Raw genomic sequence first — 16036 nt, 5'->3', positions numbered from 1 at the left:
CAAGTCGTACGGGTGGGGGACGGGTTGCGGCAGATGGGTCAGTCAGAAGTACCCGTACGGCGTCACTCCTCTTCCGTCCGGCGATGTAACGCGCTCGGTCCGGCTAGCGCACCCCCACCAACAGCTCCGACTCCGCCTCCCGCTCCACCATCCCCCGCAGCGGCCCGTCCACGGCGGCCAGCTCCGTGTACGGTCCCCGCTGCGCCACACGTCCCTCGTCCAGCACGACGACCTCGTCGACCGCCTCCAGGCCGACGAGTCGGTGAGTGATGAGCAGCGTCGTACGGCCCTCGGTGGCGGCCAGCAGGTCGGCGGTGAGCGCGTCGGCCGTCGGCAGGTCGAGATGCTCGGCGGGCTCGTCGAGCACCAGGACGGGGAAGTCGGCCAGCAGCGCCCGGGCCAGCGCGAGGCGCTGCCGCTGCCCGCCGGACAGTCGCTCCCCGTGCTCGCCGACCAGCGTGTCGAGTCCGTCGGGGAGGCCGTCGGCCCAGTCGAGCAGCCGGGCGCGTACGAGGGCGGCGCGCAGCTCGTCCTCGGTCGCGTCCTTCTTCGCGAGGAGGAGGTTCTCGCGCACCGAGCTGTCGAAGAGGTGCGCGTCCTGCGCGCACAGCCCGACGAGCTTCCGTACGTCGTCGCCGTCCAGCGCGTGGGCGGCCACGCCGCCCAAGGTGTACGAACCCGCCTCCGCATCCAGGAAGCGCAGCAGCACCTGCGCGAGCGTCGTCTTGCCCGAGCCGGACAGCCCGACCACGGCGATCCGGCGCCCCTCCTCCAGGGTCAGATCGACTCCGGCGAGTGCGTCCCGGTCCTGTCCGGCGTGGCGGGCGGCCAGTGCCTTGACGACGACCGGGAACGGCGACGCAGGCGCCTGCCGGGGCCGTTCCGGCTCACGCACGGGCTCAGGTGCGTCCAGCACCTCGTACACCCGCTCCGCGCTCTTGCGCACCCGCTGCCGGTACTGCACGGCGAGTGGCAGACCGAGGACGGCCTCGAAGGCGGCCAGCGGTGTGAGGACGACGACGGCCATGGCCACGCCGCTCAGCCGCCCCTCGACGACCGCCTGGGCGCCCACGAGGGCCGTGGCGGCGACGGTCAGACCGGAGAGCAGGGCGGTGAGACCGTCGCCGAGAGCGGTGGCGGTGGCGGCGCGCGAAGCGATCCGGGTGAGCGTCCCATCGGCGCGCCGCGCCTCTGCGGTACGTCCGGGCAGGGCTCCGGCGACGGTCAGTTCGGCGGTGCCGGTGAGCAGGTCCGTCACGCGCGTCGCGAGTGCTCCGCGGGCCGGGGCCAGCCTGCGCTCCGCACGGCGTGCGACGGCGCCGGTGAGCAGCGGGACGCCGGCACCGGCCGCCAGCAGCCCGGCCGCGAGCACGGCGCCGGCCTCCGGCAGCAGCCATGCCGTGAAGCCGACGGACGCGGCCGACACGGCCACGGCGGCGCCAGCCGGCAGCAGCCAGCGCAGCCAGTAGTCCTGCAGGGCGTCCACGTCGGCGACGAGCCGCGAGAGCAGGTCCCCCCGGCGGGTTCGGCGCAGTCCGGCGGGCGCCAGCCGCTCCAGCCGCCGGTACACGGCGACCCGTGTGTCGGCCAGCATCCGCAGAACGGCGTCGTGCGAGACGAGTCGCTCGGCGTACCGGAAGACGGCCCGCCCGATACCGAAGGCCCGCGTCGCCGTCACGGCCACCATCAGATACAGCACCGGCGGCTGCTGCGAGGCCCGCGAGATCAGCCACCCGGAGGTGGCCATGAGGCCGACGGCACTGCCGAGCGCCAGGCTGCCGAGCAGCAGGGCGAGGGCGAGCCGTCCGTGCCGGGGGCCTGCCATGGCACGGACGCGTGCGAGAACACCACGGGTGTCCGTCGTCGGTGTCTCGATCTCAGGAGCGTCCGCAGTGGGGGCTGACGCCTCCTCGATCGGGCGTGCCCGGTCTGTCCTGGTCGCAGCTGCCATGCGTATGGGGGAGTCGGGCTCCTCCAGTCGCACCACCCGGTCCGCCACTGCCAGCAGTGCCGGCCGGTGCACCACCAGCAGCACTGTCCGCCCCACCGCCAGCCGCCGTACCGCCTCCACGACCTCGCCCTCGGTGGCCCCGTCGAGCGCCGCCGTCGGCTCGTCGAGCAGCAGCACCGGCCGGTCGGCGATGAACGCCCGTGCCAGCGCAAGCCGTTGCCGCTGTCCGGCGGACAGTCCGGCCCCGTCCTCGCCGAGCAGGGTGTCGGCTCCCTGCGGCAGCGCGTCCACGAACTCCAGCGCCCCCGCGTCCCCCAGCGCCCGCCGTACGGCGGCATCGTCCGCGTCGGGCCGGGCCAGCCGTACGTTCTCGGCGATCGTCCCGGCGAACAGGTGCGGCCGCTGCGGCACCCAAGCGATGCGCGACCGCCACCGCTCCAGGTCTACGTCGGCCAGATCGGCTCCCCCGACCCGGACCAGCCCCTCCGTCGGCCGCACGAATCCCAACAACACGTTCAAGAGTGTCGACTTGCCCGCGCCGCTCGGTCCGACGAGAGCGACCGTCTCTCCGGGCTCTACGGTGAAGGACGCGTCTGTCACGGCATCCGCGGACCGTTCGGGATAGCGGACCGTAACCCCCTCGAAGGACAGCGCCCCCGCCGGCACGGCACCAGTCCCCGACTCCGGCACGGGGGTCTCCAGCACCGAGAAGATCTCTTCCGCGGCCGCGAGCCCTTCCGCCGCCGCGTGGTACTGCGCCCCCACCTGGCGCAGCGGCAGGTACGCCTCGGGCGCCAACACAAGGATGACCAGGCCGATGTACAGGTCCATCTCCCCATGGACGAGCCGCATCCCGATCGTCACGGCGACCAACGCCACCGAGATCGTCGCGAGCAGCTCCAGCGCGAAGGAGGAGATGAAGGCGATCCGCAGCGTCCGCATCGTCGCCTGCCGGTACTCGCCGGTGATACGCCGGATCGAGTCGGCCTGAGCCTTGGCTCGCCCGAACACCTTCAGGGTCGGCAGCCCGGCGACCACGTCCAGGAAGTGCCCGGAGAGCCGGGACAGCAGCCGCCACTGACGGTCCATCCGGGACTGCGTGGCCCAACCGATCAGCATCATGAACATCGGGATCAGCGGCAGGGTCCCGACGATGATGGCCGCCGAGACCCAGTCCTCGGTGACGATCCGCGCCAGCACCGCCGCCGGCACGACCACCGCGAGCCCCAACTGTGGGAGATAGCGCGAGAAGTAGTCGTCCAAGGCGTCAACTCCCCGCGTGGCGAGGGCGACCAGCGAGCCGGTCCGCTGCCCGGTCAGCCACCCGGGCCCCAGGGCCACGGCACGGTCCAGCAACCGCCCCCGTAGCTCCGACTTCACAGCCGCGCTGGCGCGGTGGGCGGCGAGCTCGGTCAGCCACGCGACAAGGGCACGTCCGACCGCGACGGCCACCAACAACAGCAGGGGAGTGCCGAGTTCAGCGACCGCCATCCTGTGCTGGAAGGCGCCCACCACGACCTCGGCGATGAGCATCGCCTGTGCGATGACCAGGCCCGCACCGACGGCACCCAGGCCGACGACCGCCACCAGGAAGAGCCGGGTGGCGCGGGCGTATCGGAGGAGACGCGGATCGATCGGTTTCACGTGAAACATGCCCTTCGGTCCAAGGGGTGTGTTTCACGTGAAACATCGTGAAGCACGGTGAAACGCACCCCTGTCGGACTCAGTGAGTGGCGTCGGCGGCGATGTGCTGCGTGCCGATCCGCTTGCGGAACACCCAGTAGGTCCAGCCCTGGTAGAGCATCACGATCGGCGTAGCAATCGCCGCGCACCAGGTCATGATCTTCAAGGTGTAAGGGCTCGACGAGGCGTTGGTCACCGTGAGGCTCCACTCCTCATTGAGCGAGGATGGCATGACGTTCGGGAAGAGCGTCAGGAAAAGCATCGCCACCGTGGCCACGATGGTGACGCCGGACAGGGCGAACGACCATCCTTCGCGCCCGGCCTGGTTCGCCGCGAGCGCCGCGACCAGTGCGGCGACCGCCACGACCAGCGCGACCAGGCTCTTGCCGTCACCGCCGTGGACTTGTGTCCACAGCAGGAAGATCAGCGCCAGAGCGGCAGCGGCGAGACCGACTCCCAGGGCCAGCTTCCGCGCCCGCTCCCGGATGTCCCCGACGGTCTTGAGCGCCGTGAACACCGCGCCGTGGAAGGTGAACAGCGTCAGCGTCACCAGGCCGCCGAGAAGGGCGTAGGAGTTGAACAGGTCCCAGACAGTGCCGACGTAGTCGAAGTTCTGGTCGATCTTCACGCCCCGCACGATGTTGCCGAAGGCCACGCCCCACAGGAACGCCGGGATCAGCGAGGTCCAGAAGATCGCGTGCTCCCAGTTGCGCTGCCAGTTCTCCTCGGGCCGCTTCACCCGGTACTCGAAGGCGACACCCCGGACGATGAGGCAGACAAGGATGAGCAGTAGGGGGAGGTAGAAGCCGGAGAAGAGCGTGGCGTACCACTCGGGGAAGGCGGCGAAGGTCGCGCCGCCCGCCGTGAGCAGCCACACCTCGTTGCCGTCCCAGACGGGTCCGATGGTGTTGATCAGCACCCGCCGCTCGGGCCGGTCGCGGGCGAGCAGCTTGGTGAGGATGCCGACCCCGAAGTCGAAGCCCTCCAGGAAGAAGTAACCGGTCCACAGGACGGCGATGAGCACGAACCAGACGTCGTGTAGTTCCATGACTGTGCAGCTCCCTCGGCCTAGTACGAGAAGGCCATCGGCTTGTCGGCGTCACGGGAGTCGCCGCCGATCTTCGTGGGCGGGTTGAGGTCGGCCTCGGTGAGCTCGGGCGGGCCGGCCTTGACGTACTTCGCGAGCAGCTTGACCTCGATGACGGCGAGGATGGCGTACAAGCTGGTGAAGACGATCATCGAGGTGAGGACCTCGCCCTGGGAGACGCTGGGGGAGACCGCGTCGCGGGTCTGGAACAGTCCGTAGACGACCCACGGCTGGCGGCCCGTCTCGGTGAAGATCCAGCCCCAGGAGTTGGCGATCAGCGGGAAGGCCAGAGTCCAGATCGCGATGCGCCAGTACCACGTGGAGAGCTTCGGGCCGAGCGCCTTGTGCGGGAACAGGGCCAGATGCGGCACCTCGTCGTCGCCGACCCTCAGGTGCCGCGGCAGCAAGAACTTCTTCCGGGTCAGCCAGAGTCCGGCCAGGCCGACGGCGAAGGACGTCATACCGAAGCCGATCATCCAGCGGAAGCCCCAGTAGGCGACGGGGATGTTGGGCCGGTAGTCGCCGGGTCCGTACTTCTCCTGCTCGGCCTTGTTGACGTCATTGATGCCGGGGACGTACGAGGTGAAGTCGTCCTTGGCGAGGAAGGACAGCAGGCCCGGAATCTCGACGGCGACCTTGTTGTGGCCCTCGTCGACGTCGCCGTAGGCGAAGACCGAGAAGGGCGCGGGCGCCTCACCGTCCCACAGCGCCTCGGCCGCGGCCATCTTCATCGGCTGCTGCTCGTACATGATCTTGCCGAGGACGTCGCCGCTGACCGCGGTGAGCAGGCCGCCGACGGCGACGGTGACCAGGCCGAGCCGCAGCGAGGTCTTCATCTCGCGGATGTGCTTCTTGCGCAGCAGATGGAAGGCGGAGATGCCGACCATGAAGGCGCCACCGGTGAGGAAGGCCGCGGAGAGGGTGTGGAAGGCCTGGGCGAGTGCGGTGTTCTGGGTCAGCACCAGCCAGAAGTCGGTGAGCTCGGCCCGCCCCTTCGCCTCGTTGATCTTGTAGCCGACCGGGTGCTGCATCCACGAGTTGGCCGCGAGGATGAAGTACGCCGAGAGGATCGTGCCGATGGAGACCATCCACATGCAGGCCAGGTGGATCTTCTTCGGCAACTTGTCCCAGCCGAAGATCCACAGACCGATGAAGGTCGACTCGAAGAAGAAGGCGATCAGGGCCTCGAACGCGAGCGGGGCGCCGAAGACGTCACCGACGAAGCGCGAGTAGTCGGACCAGTTCATGCCGAACTGGAACTCCTGCACGATGCCGGTGACCACCCCCATCGCGATGTTGATCAGGAAGAGCTTGCCCCAGAACTTGGTCGCCCTGAGGTACTTTTCCTTCTCCGTGCGCACCCACGCGGTCTGCAGACCGGCCGTGAGGGCGGCCAGCGAGATCGTCAAAGGGACGAAGAGGAAGTGGTAGACGGTGGTGATGCCGAACTGCCAGCGCGCCAATGTCTCCGGCGCCAGGGCCAGGTCCACGTCGTCAGTCTCCTTACGTCGCCGTGGTACAGCGGCAGCGTGCCCCTTATGTCACAACATCGCGTGAACAACTGGGCAGGCTTGTGAAAGCGTTCACATTCACAAGCAAGTATGACGCACCGATTTTCGACAGTCACAGGGGGGTCCCCCTTCTCACGTCAACCCCCTGGCAGAGACTTCAACAATCTGTTGAAACTGCAGCATGCAGACGCCACGGCGTCGCCGTTCCACGTGAAACCAACGCCCGGCAAATCGTCGAACCGGGCACGGTCGCCTTCTGAACCGGCGGCGACGCCCTCGCGCTCCCCCGCGAAGCCCTACTGCTCCTTCCGGAACGCCTCCGCCACCTTCAGGAAGATGTCGTTCGCCTCGTTCTCCCCGACCGTGACGCGCACACCCTCGCCGGGGAACGGCCGGATCACCACCCCCGCCTGCTCACACGCCGCCGCGAAGCTGACTGTGCGCTCCCCCAGACGGAGCCATACGAAGTTGGCCTGGGTCTCGGGCACCGTCCAGCCCTGGGCGCGCAGCCCGTCGACCACGCGCGTGCGCTCGCACACCAGTGAGCCGACCCTGCCGAGCAGTTCGTCCTCGGCCTGCAGCGAGGCGATCGCCGCGTCCTGTGCAAGCTGGCTCACACCGAAGGGCACGGCCGTCTTGCGCAGCGCCGCCGCCACCGGCTCGTGAGCGATCGCGAAGCCGACGCGCAGGCCGGCCAGCCCGTAGGCCTTGGAGAAGGTGCGCAGCACGCAGACGTTCGGCCGGTCGCGGTACAGCTCCACGCCGTCGGGCACCTCGGGGTCACGGATGAACTCGCGGTACGCCTCGTCCAGCACGACCAGCACATCGCCGGGCACCCGGTCGAGGAACCGCTCCAGCTCGGCCCGCTTCACGACCGTGCCTGTCGGGTTGTTGGGGTTGCAGACGAAGATCAGCCGGGTCCGGTCGGTGATCGCGTCCGCCATGGCGTCGAGGTCGTGCACATCGCCCGGCGTCAGCGGCACCTGCACCGATGTCGCGCCGCTGATCTGCGTGATGATCGGGTACGCCTCGAAGGACCGCCAGGCGTAGATCACCTCGTCGCCGGGTCCGGAGGTCGCCTGCACCAGCTGCTGGGCGACACCGACCGAGCCGGTGCCGGTGGCCAGGTGGGTGAGCGGAACGGCGAAGCGCTCGGACAGCTCGCTCATCAGGCCCGTGCAGGCCATGTCCGGGTAGCGGTTGAAGGACGAGGCCGCGGCCGTCACGGTCTCCATCACGCCGGGCAGCGGCGGATAGGGGTTCTCGTTGGAGGACAGCTTGTAGGCCACCGGACCACCGGCCGCGGCAGGCTTGCCCGGCTTGTACGTCGGAATACCCTCCAGCTCGGCGCGCAGCTTGGGGCTCGTCTCGCTCACCGCAGTCCTCCTCGCGACCACCGGCGGCCCATCACCACCGCCAGCTTCCAATACTCCTCACCTTATGAGGATTCGGCACCGCTGCGTACCGGTCGGAGCAGACCTCGGCCGTCACGCCGGCATCGGGGGCATCATCGTACGAACGCCCACGATTCGAGGGGCGCGGAAACATATATCTATGCGCCGGTGGCTCACTCCGTGGCGCGCATCCCTCGTGAAGGTGAGTTGAGACCTCTTCGAAACATCGACCACTTGGCAGGCCGGTGCACGCCGACAAGTCACGTCCTACCATCGGATCGATCAACTGCCTTGCTTTCTCAGGGAATTGACCCTTGATGACCTTGCAGAAACGTGCCTGTCAACGCGTGCATATGCGTCCGCCCTACCCCACCGCATGAGCCCTACTATCGGCTCGCCATGACAGCAGCAGGGAAGCACCAGGTGAGCCGCGCGGAAACCTCACGGCGAGGCAGTCGGCCGGGTCGGGCGGGCATCAGAGACGTTGCCGCCGCCGCCGGAGTCTCCATCACGACAGTCTCCGACGCCCTCAACGGCAAGGGCCGGCTCCCGGACGCCACCCGACGCCACGTCCGCGAGGTCGCCGACCGGCTGGGCTATCGCCCCTCGGCCGCCGCCCGCACGCTCCGTACCGGGAAGTCAGGACTCATCGGCCTGACCGTGACGACATACGGGGATGAACCTTTCACCTTCACCGAGTTCGCGTACTTCGCCGAGATGGCCCGTGCCGCCACCTCTGCCGCGCTCGCTCGTGGCTATGCCCTCGTCATCCTGCCGGCGACCTCCCGCCACGACGTGTGGTCGAACGTCGCCCTCGACGGCACGGTCGTCATCGACCCCTCCGATCAGGACCCGGTCGTCAGCGAACTGGTCCGGCAGGGTCTACCGGTCGTCTCCGACGGCCGCCCGGCCGGCGCGCTCCCGGTCACCGCCTGGGTCGACAACGACCACGAGGCCGCCGTACTCGGCATCCTCGACCACCTGGCCGAGGCCGGTGCCCGCCGCATCGGCCTGCTGACCGGCACGACGACGGACACGTACACCCACCTGTCGACCACCGCCTATCTGCGCTGGTGCGAACGCGTCGGCCAGGACCCGGTGTACGAGGCCTACCCGGCGCACGATCCGTGTGCGGGCGCCGTCGCCGCCGACCGGCTGCTCGCCCGCCCCGACCGCCCGGACGCCGTCTACGGCCTGTTCGACCCGAACGGCACCGACCTGCTCGCCGCCGCCCGCCGCTACGGGCTGCGCGTCCCGGACGATCTACTGCTGGTCTGCTGCAGCGAGTCCACCGTGTACGCCAACACCGAACCCCCCATCACCACACTCTCGTTGAAGCCGCGCCGCATCGGCACCGCGGTGATCCAGCTGCTCATCGACGCCATCGAAGGGGTCGCATCGGACCAGCCGGTCGAGCAGGTGATACCGACCGAGCTGATCGTGCGTACCTCGTCCCAGCGACGTCCGCCGCGGACGACGGTCAGTCCGCCGCGGTCGCCCGAGGAGAAGTAGCGCCCAAGCGGCCGGAGGAAGAGAGAAAGCGCGTTCCGCTGGGCGGGGCAAGGGCGGCCGACAGGCGGTCGAAGCCCTGCCCAATCGGGGCGAAAGCCGCGGTGAACTGGAGTCTTGCTCCGATTCCCTACCCCTGGGTCATCACATGGCGCGATCCGCATTCCTATGATGGGCCCACGACACCGCGGGCCGCTGCGACCAGGCAGTCCGAAGCGGTGCAGATGCGGCGCGATGGTGGAGGGGTCGATGACTCAGGGGGCCGGTCAGGGACCCGAGGCGGAGCGGGTGGCGACGTTGCGCGACTTCCGGGTACCCGCGTACGTCCACGAGACCGGTCCGTACCCCCTCGTAGCGCACACCGACGAGACGGTGCCATCTGTCGAGGAGCCGGGGGACCTTCCCGAGGGCTACACGCCGACGCAGCGCGACCTGCCGGTGATCAATCGCGGCGACACGCTTCAGGTGAATCTCGATCCCGCGTCCGTACCGGCACCGCAGCCCGTCAACGGCCCCGGGCCGCTGTTCGTCGTCGGGGATGTGCACGGCTACCTCGACGAACTGGTGGCCGCCCTCCAGGAGAAGGGCCTCGTCGACAGCGCGGGGCAGTGGTGCGCGGGCACCGCCCGGCTGTGGTTCCTCGGCGACTTCACCGACCGCGGCCCGGACGGCATCGGCGTCATCGACCTGGTGATGCGGCTGTCCGCCGAGGCCGCCGCGGCCGGGGGCTACTGCAAGGCGCTCATGGGCAACCACGAGTTGCTGCTGCTCGGCGCCAAGCGGTTCGGCGACACGCCCGTCAACTCCGGGGCGGGCACCGCCACCTTCCAGGCGGCCTGGCTGCTCAACGGCGGCCAGAAGACCGACATGGACCGCCTCCAGGACCACCACCTGCAGTGGATGGCCCGGCTCGACGCCATGGAGGCGGTCGACGGCCATCTGCTCGTCCACTCCGACACCACCTCCTACCTCGACTACGGCGACTCGATCGAGGCGGTCAACGACACCGTCCGCGAGACGCTCACCCGCAACGACGCGGACGAAGTGTGGGATCTGTTCCGCAAGTTCACCAAGCGGTTCTCTTTCCGCGACGAGGGCGGAGCCGACGCCGTACGCTCCCTGCTCGATACGTATGGCGGCACCCGCATCGTTCACGGTCACAGCCCGATTCCGTACCTCCTGGGCGAGGTCGGCTCCGAGGAGAGCGAGGACGAGGCCGGTCCCCTGGTCGAGGGACCGCACATCTACGCCGACGGGCTCGCCATCGCGATGGACGGCGGAGTGACCATGGCCGGAAAACTGCTGGTCCAGCAACTTCCCCTGGATATCTGAGCGTTCCCAGGGCAAGCGTTCCCCCATGGAGGACCGATCGACGACGACGCTGGCCAGAGGGCATTTTCGGTAAACCCCCTGTCACCGCGCGCCATCATCGCTCTACCATCGCCTTATCCGTAGCAGGCTCCCCTCCGTTTCTGCCCGACGGCTCGTTCGCATGCGAGCCCCAAGCCCTACGGAGCATCGGGGGATGCACATGAACAGCGTTCCGCAGCACCTGCTGAGCGAGGACCGCCAGGAATACGAGCGGATCCTCGATGAGGCGCTGCGCTCCGCACCAAACCGCCCGGAACTGACCGCTGTCGGACAGCGGCTCAACCCCGAACAGCTGCGCACCATGGCGCTCAACGCCACCGCACTCATCACGGCGGCAGCGGCGACCGAGTACCAGCACTACGTGAAGGCACGCGAGGAACTGCGCCAGCCGGCGTCGTCCACCCCGTCGTCCACGCGCGAATCCGGCTCCTCGGAACCGGGCACGAGCGCGATGGGGCTCGCCACCACCATGGGGGAGGCCGCCGAGACCGCCGGCGCGGGTGCCGTCGCCGTCGTCGCGGTCCTGGCACCTGTCCTCGCCGGAACCGCCGCGGCGATCTTCCTGCTCGTGGGTTACATCCTGAAGATGCTCGACCCCGAGCCGGCGTTCGCCCAGACCATGCTCACCACTGGATGGGTGTTCGGCGCCATGACCGCGGCCGCGATCCTCGTCGCCGCCGTCGGCCTGCTGCTCACCGCGCTGCGCAACCGGCCCTCGCTCGACGCCGGGGAGCACGGCGAGTTGAGCGAGGAGGTGGCCCTGGCCAGGGAAGCCTGGCGTGAGGCCCTGCTGGAGCGCGGCATCCTGCCGTTCCTGCGAGAGGCACTGGCCGACCCCGGCACCGCCGCACTGCGCCGTACGGCACCGCCGGCGCCGACCAGCCGCATCCCGCAGCTCGGTTACGACCGTCCGGGCTTCAGCAGCCCGGATGACGGCGCCTCCGGCTCGCGCCCCAGCTTCACGAGCCCGGACTACACCAGCCCGGACTTCGGGGGGCCGGATCACAAGCCGGATTAGCCGGAGCGGCCCCTCGGCTTGCGCCCCCGCCAGGGGAGCGCAAGCCGAAGACCCGGCCTCGGGCGCCTGCGGTCAGGACATCAGCGCCTGTGCTCGCGACCCGGCCGTCCGCGATCAGGACGTCGCCGTCAGTCCGCGATCGGCAGGTACACGCGGTTGCCCGCCGCCGCGAACTCCTTCGACTTCTGAGCCATGCCCTCCTCGATCTCGTGCTGACTCCCACCGTGCTGACGGCGGATGTCCTGGGAGATCTTCATGCTGCAGAACTTGGGCCCACACATCGAGCAGAAGTGGGCTGTCTTGGCGGGTTCGGCAGGCAGCGTCTCGTCGTGGAACTCACGTGCCGTGTCCGGGTCGAGGGCGAGGTTGAACTGGTCCTCCCACCGGAACTCGAAGCGGGCGTCCGACAGTGCGTCGTCCCACTCCTGCGCACCTGGATGTCCCTTGGCGATGTCGGCTGCGTGGGCGGCGATCTTGTAGGTGATGACGCCCGTCTTGACGTCGTCACGATTGGGCAGACCCAAGTGCTCCTTGGGCGTGACATAGCAGAGCATCGCCGTGCCCCACCAGGCGATCATCGCGGCACCGATGCCGGAGGTGATGTGGTCGTACGCCGGCGCGACGTCCGTCGTCAGCGGGCCGAGCGTATAGAACGGAGCTTCATCACAGATCTCCTGCTGAAGGTCGATGTTCTCCTTGATCTTGTGCATCGGGACATGGCCCGGGCCCTCGATCATGGTCTGAACGTTGAAACGCTTCGCGATCCGGTTGAGTTCCCCGAGCGTTCGCAGTTCCGCGAACTGCGCCTCGTCGTTGGCGTCCGCGATCGAACCCGGCCTGAGGCCGTCGCCCAGCGAGTACGTGACGTCGTAGGCGGCGAGGATCTCGCAGAGTTCCTCGAAGTTCTCGTACAGGAAGCTCTCCTTGTGGTGCGCGAGGCACCACGCGGCCATGATCGAGCCACCACGCGAGACGATGCCCGTCTTGCGGTTCGCGGTCAGCGGCACGAACGGCAGGCGCACGCCCGCGTGGACCGTCATGTAGTCCACGCCCTGCTCGGCCTGTTCGACGACCGTGTCCTTGTAGATCTCCCAGGTCAGTTCCTCGGCCTTGCCGTCGACCTTCTCCAGGGCCTGGTAGAGCGGCACGGTGCCGATGGGGACGGGGGAGTTGCGCAGCACCCACTCGCGCGTGGTGTGGATGTTGCGGCCGGTGGACAGGTCCATGACCGTGTCGGCGCCCCAGCGGGTCGCCCAGGTCATCTTCTCGACCTCCTCCTCGATGGAGGACGTCACCGCGGAGTTGCCGATGTTGGCGTTGACCTTCACCAGGAACCGCTTGCCGATGATCATCGGCTCGATCTCCGGGTGGTTGACGTTGGCCGGCAGCACGGCCCGGCCCGCCGCGATCTCCTCCCGTACGACCTCGGGTGAAACGTTCTCCCGGACGGCCACGAACTCCATCTCGGGCGTGATCTCCCCCCGGCGCGCGTACGCGAGCTGCGTGACCGCCTTACCGTCACGGCCGCGGCGCGGCTGGCGCGGCCGCCCCGGGAAGACCGCGTCAAGGTTGCGCAGGCCACCGCGCGGCGAGGTGTGCTTGATCCCGTCGTCCTCGGGGCGGACGGGGCGGCCCGCGTATTCCTCGGTGTCGCCGCGGGCGATGATCCAGTTCTCCCGTAGCGGCGGCAGGCCCCTGCGGACATCGGTCTCGAGGAGCGGATCGGTGTACGGGCCGGATGTGTCGTACAGCGTGACCGACTGCCCGTTGGTGAGGTGCACCTGGCGGACCGGCACCCGCAGATCGGGGCGTGAGCCCTCGACGTACGCCTTGTGCCACCCGATGGACTTCCCGGCCTCCCCGTTCGTCGCGGTCTCCGGCGGCGCGGCCGTCGGATTCTGCGGTGTCTGCGTGGAGGCAGGCGTGCGTGTGTCCCTGTTGGTCATGAGACCTACTCCCTACGCCGGCATTACCCGGTAACAGGTTCGGCGGTCGACGCAGCGGTTTCCGTCTGCCGGTGTTTCGTGGGAAACATCACTCGCTTCGGGCGATGTTTCATGTGAAACATGGCTGGGACGGAGGTCAGCGCCCTCTCAGCCCGGTGCTCCGAGCTCCCGCGTGTACAAAGGTGGCTCCACGCTAGCGGCAATTCGGGCGCGGTGACCAGAGGGCCCCTGTCGTTCTTGCGATGATCGGTCGGTGACCACGACACATCAGCCCCCGTACCCACCGCCGGAGCCGCCCCGCGGACCCGGCTCCGGAAACGGCCACGGCCAGGGAGATCGCTGGGAGGACGGCCCTGGAGAGGGCCGTGGAGGCGGCCCTGGTCCCGGTGGACACGGCCCCGGCCCCGGGCCAGGAGCTGCTGGCGGGCACGGCCACGGTTCCGGTGACGAGGGCGGTGGCGGTGGCGGTGGCGGCCACGGTCCGGGGGGCGGTGGCGGCCAAGGCCCTGGTGGCGGGCACGGTCACTCGCACAGTCATGGCCCGGCGGCCCCCGTCTCCAAGCACCTGCGCAAGGTCATCGCGGCGGTACTCATCCCGTTCGCCGCGGCAGTGCTGGTCGGGCTCGCGGTGCTGTGGCCCGGTGGTGCCCCTCCCCACGAGCGCACGGGCGTCGGCTTCGACCGGCAGACGCAGCAGGCCACCGTCACCAAGGTGGTCGAGGTGAGCTGCAAGGACGTCAACGCCTCGGGGGTCCCGCCGACCGGCGACACCTCCACCGCCGAGGGTTCCTCCGCGGTGCAACAGGCGAACGGCACCTGCAAGAAGGCGACGGTCCGGGTCGACACCGGCAAGGACAAGGGCCGCACGTTCACCGAGATCGTGCAGCCGGACCAGTCCCGACAGCTGCACGAGGGCCAGGAGGTCGTGGTCGCCTACGAGCCCTCCGCGCCGAAGGACCTGCAGTACTCGGTCACCGACGTGAACCGCCGGCTGCCGATGGCCCTGCTCGCCGGCATCTTCGCTCTCGCCGTCGTGGTGGTGGGCCGACTGCGCGGTGTGATGGCGCTGATCGCACTCGCCATGAGTTTCCTGATCCTGAACTTCTTCATCCTGCCCGCGATCCTGCAGGGCTCGAACCCGCTGGTCGTGGCGGTGGTCGGATCCAGCGCCATCATGCTGATCGCCCTGTACCTGTGTCACGGGCTCTCGGCCCGTACGTCCGTGGCCGTGCTCGGCACGCTGATCTCCCTGCTGCTGATCGGCGTCCTCGGCTCGCTGTTCATCGGCTGGGCCGCGCTCACCGGTAACACGGACGACAACACCGGTCTGATCCACGGCCTGTATCCGTCGATCGACATGAGCGGTCTGCTGCTCGCCGGCGTCATCATCGGCTCGCTCGGTGTCCTCGACGACGTGACGGTTACCCAGACGTCGGCGGTCTGGGAGTTGCACGATGCCAATCCGACGATGGGCTGGCGCGGGCTGTACCGGGCGGGCATCCGCATCGGCCGTGACCACATCGCGTCCGTCGTCAACACGCTGGTCCTCGCCTACGCGGGCGCCGCGCTGCCGCTGCTGCTGCTGTTCTCGATCGCTCAGAGCAGCGTGGGGACGGTCGCCAACAGCGAGTTGGTGGCGGAGGAGATCGTGCGCACGCTGGTGGGCTCGATCGGCCTGGTCGCCTCGGTGCCGGTCACTACCGCACTGGCGGCCCTGGTGGTCTCGGCCGACCGGTCGGGGGCGGAGAAGGAGGCGGCCACTGCGGCAGCGACGGGAGCGGCGGGGACGGCGACGACCGGTGCCCGCCCCGCTCCGGCGCGCGGCGGGAAGGGCCGACGCCGCAGGCGCTGACACGCTCGAGGGCGGTCGGTCCGGCCATCACCCGGCTGAGCCCGCGCCATCATCCGAACGAGCCCGCGCCACCACCCGACCGGCCCCGCGCGATCTCACGACCGCGCCCAGGCCGTCGACCCGCCCCACACTGCGGATCCCGCAACCGCCCGCTCATGGCAAGCGGAAGCGTTACTGCACAGCTCCGCGACCGTGGCGAAGCGTTCCGCCAGGTCGCTGCTGTAACGCTTCAGCCCGTGCTCTGCTCCTCCGCCAGGATGCGGTCCAGAGCCTCGTCGAGATGGGCGTCGAAGTCGCCGAGAGCACCCTCCTGGCCCAACGGCACCAGCCTGTCGGTGCGGTCGAGGAAAGCGACGAGCGGGGCCGTGGACGAGCGGAACAGGGCCTGGTCTCCGCCGACCTGAAGCCGGATCAGTACTTCGCCCAGCCCGTCGGGATCGGCGGGCGAGACCCTTACGTCCCCGTCGCCGCAAGGCCGACCCAGACCGTCGATCAGCAACTCACGGCCGAAGGCCCACGTCACCGGGGCATCGCCCGGCAGGTGGAAGGTCAGCCGCACGGCATAGGGATCGCAGGTCTCGTAGCGCAGCTCCACCGAGATGCGGAAGGAGAGCTCCTCGGACACGAGAAAGCTCATCATGACCTCTGCCTGTACGGACTCGCCCATTGCCTATCCCGTCACTTGCCGTCGACTGGCTGGGAATGACCCCTCTG

General features: G+C 69.2%; 10 protein-coding genes and 1 riboswitch. Of the genes, 4 read left to right on the top strand and 6 right to left on the bottom strand.

Annotation, left to right across the window (positions count from 1 at the left end; genetic code table 11):
• Positions 1–103: 103 nt before the first annotated feature.
• The 4 genes from cydD to hisC form a co-directional block, all read right to left on the bottom strand.
• Positions 104–3604, bottom strand: a complete 3501-nt coding sequence (gene cydD, locus CLM62_RS46905) for a thiol reductant ABC exporter subunit CydD (RefSeq protein ID WP_095756026.1) — start codon at positions 3602–3604, stop codon at positions 104–106.
• Positions 3605–3674: 70 nt separating this feature from the next.
• On the bottom strand, positions 3675–4682 hold the full coding sequence (cydB, locus tag CLM62_RS46900; RefSeq protein ID WP_095756025.1) for a cytochrome d ubiquinol oxidase subunit II: 1008 nt from the start codon (positions 4680–4682) through the stop codon (positions 3675–3677).
• A 20-nt stretch (positions 4683–4702) separates the two neighbouring features.
• Complete coding sequence (locus tag CLM62_RS46895) at positions 4703–6211, bottom strand: cytochrome ubiquinol oxidase subunit I (RefSeq protein ID WP_095756024.1); 1509 nt, start codon at positions 6209–6211, stop codon at positions 4703–4705.
• Between the two features lie 317 nt (positions 6212–6528).
• Positions 6529–7608 (bottom strand): histidinol-phosphate transaminase, encoded by a 1080-nt coding sequence (gene hisC / locus CLM62_RS46885; protein ID WP_095756022.1) that lies wholly within the window; start codon positions 7606–7608, stop codon positions 6529–6531.
• Positions 7609–8025: 417 nt separating this feature from the next.
• Between hisC and CLM62_RS46880 the strand changes: the two genes are divergently transcribed.
• The 3 genes from CLM62_RS46880 to CLM62_RS46870 all read left to right on the top strand — a co-directional run bounded on the left by CLM62_RS46880 (position 8026) and on the right by CLM62_RS46870 (position 11524).
• Positions 8026–9138, top strand: a complete 1113-nt coding sequence (locus CLM62_RS46880; RefSeq protein WP_095756021.1) for a LacI family DNA-binding transcriptional regulator — start codon at positions 8026–8028, stop codon at positions 9136–9138.
• A 231-nt stretch (positions 9139–9369) separates the two neighbouring features.
• The gene (locus CLM62_RS46875; RefSeq protein WP_095756020.1) at positions 9370–10467 is read left to right on the top strand and encodes a metallophosphoesterase; all 1098 of its coding nucleotides are present in this window, start codon (positions 9370–9372) and stop codon (positions 10465–10467) included.
• Positions 10468–10660: 193 nt separating this feature from the next.
• Positions 10661–11524 (top strand): hypothetical protein, encoded by an 864-nt coding sequence (locus CLM62_RS46870; RefSeq protein ID WP_095756019.1) that lies wholly within the window; start codon positions 10661–10663, stop codon positions 11522–11524.
• Positions 11525–11652: 128 nt separating this feature from the next.
• Here CLM62_RS46870 and thiC read toward each other — a convergent pair whose 3' ends face one another.
• Positions 11653–13470 (bottom strand): phosphomethylpyrimidine synthase ThiC, encoded by a 1818-nt coding sequence (gene thiC, locus CLM62_RS46865; protein ID WP_095756018.1) that lies wholly within the window; start codon positions 13468–13470, stop codon positions 11653–11655.
• Positions 13463–13652: riboswitch (TPP riboswitch) on the bottom strand. It overlaps the preceding gene by 8 nt.
• Positions 13653–13723: 71 nt before the next feature.
• Between thiC and CLM62_RS46860 the strand changes: the two genes are divergently transcribed.
• On the top strand, positions 13724–15322 hold the full coding sequence (locus CLM62_RS46860) for a YibE/F family protein (RefSeq protein ID WP_095756017.1): 1599 nt from the start codon (positions 13724–13726) through the stop codon (positions 15320–15322).
• A gap of 229 nt (positions 15323–15551) precedes the next feature.
• On the opposite strand, the gene CLM62_RS46855 is transcribed toward CLM62_RS46860, so the two are convergent.
• Positions 15552–15989: an SsgA family sporulation/cell division regulator gene (locus CLM62_RS46855; RefSeq protein WP_095756016.1), complete on the bottom strand. Its 438-nt coding sequence runs from the start codon at positions 15987–15989 to the stop codon at positions 15552–15554.
• Positions 15990–16036 lie beyond the last annotated feature (47 nt).

Origin of the sequence: Streptomyces sp. SA15, assembly GCF_002291145.1 — a bacterium.
In the GTDB taxonomy this organism is placed as follows: Bacteria; Actinomycetota; Actinomycetes; order Streptomycetales; family Streptomycetaceae; genus Streptomyces.
The sequence above is the reverse complement of the archived record's forward strand: the minus strand, read 5'-3'. Positions and strand labels throughout refer to the sequence as shown.

Excerpts from the sequence above, each read along its gene's own strand:
- cydD (WP_095756026.1), bottom strand. The coding sequence starts at position 3,604 with ATGTTTCACGTGAAACCGATCGATCCGCGTCTCCTCCGATACGCCCGC.
- CLM62_RS46870 (WP_095756019.1), top strand. The coding sequence starts at position 10,661 with ATGCACATGAACAGCGTTCCGCAGCACCTGCTGAGCGAGGACCGCCAG.
- CLM62_RS46880 (WP_095756021.1), top strand. The coding sequence starts at position 8,026 with ATGACAGCAGCAGGGAAGCACCAGGTGAGCCGCGCGGAAACCTCACGG.
- CLM62_RS46875 (WP_095756020.1), top strand. The coding sequence starts at position 9,370 with ATGGTGGAGGGGTCGATGACTCAGGGGGCCGGTCAGGGACCCGAGGCG.
- CLM62_RS46855 (WP_095756016.1), bottom strand. The coding sequence starts at position 15,989 with ATGGGCGAGTCCGTACAGGCAGAGGTCATGATGAGCTTTCTCGTGTCC.
- thiC (WP_095756018.1), bottom strand. The coding sequence starts at position 13,470 with ATGACCAACAGGGACACACGCACGCCTGCCTCCACGCAGACACCGCAG.
- cydB (WP_095756025.1), bottom strand. The coding sequence starts at position 4,682 with ATGGAACTACACGACGTCTGGTTCGTGCTCATCGCCGTCCTGTGGACC.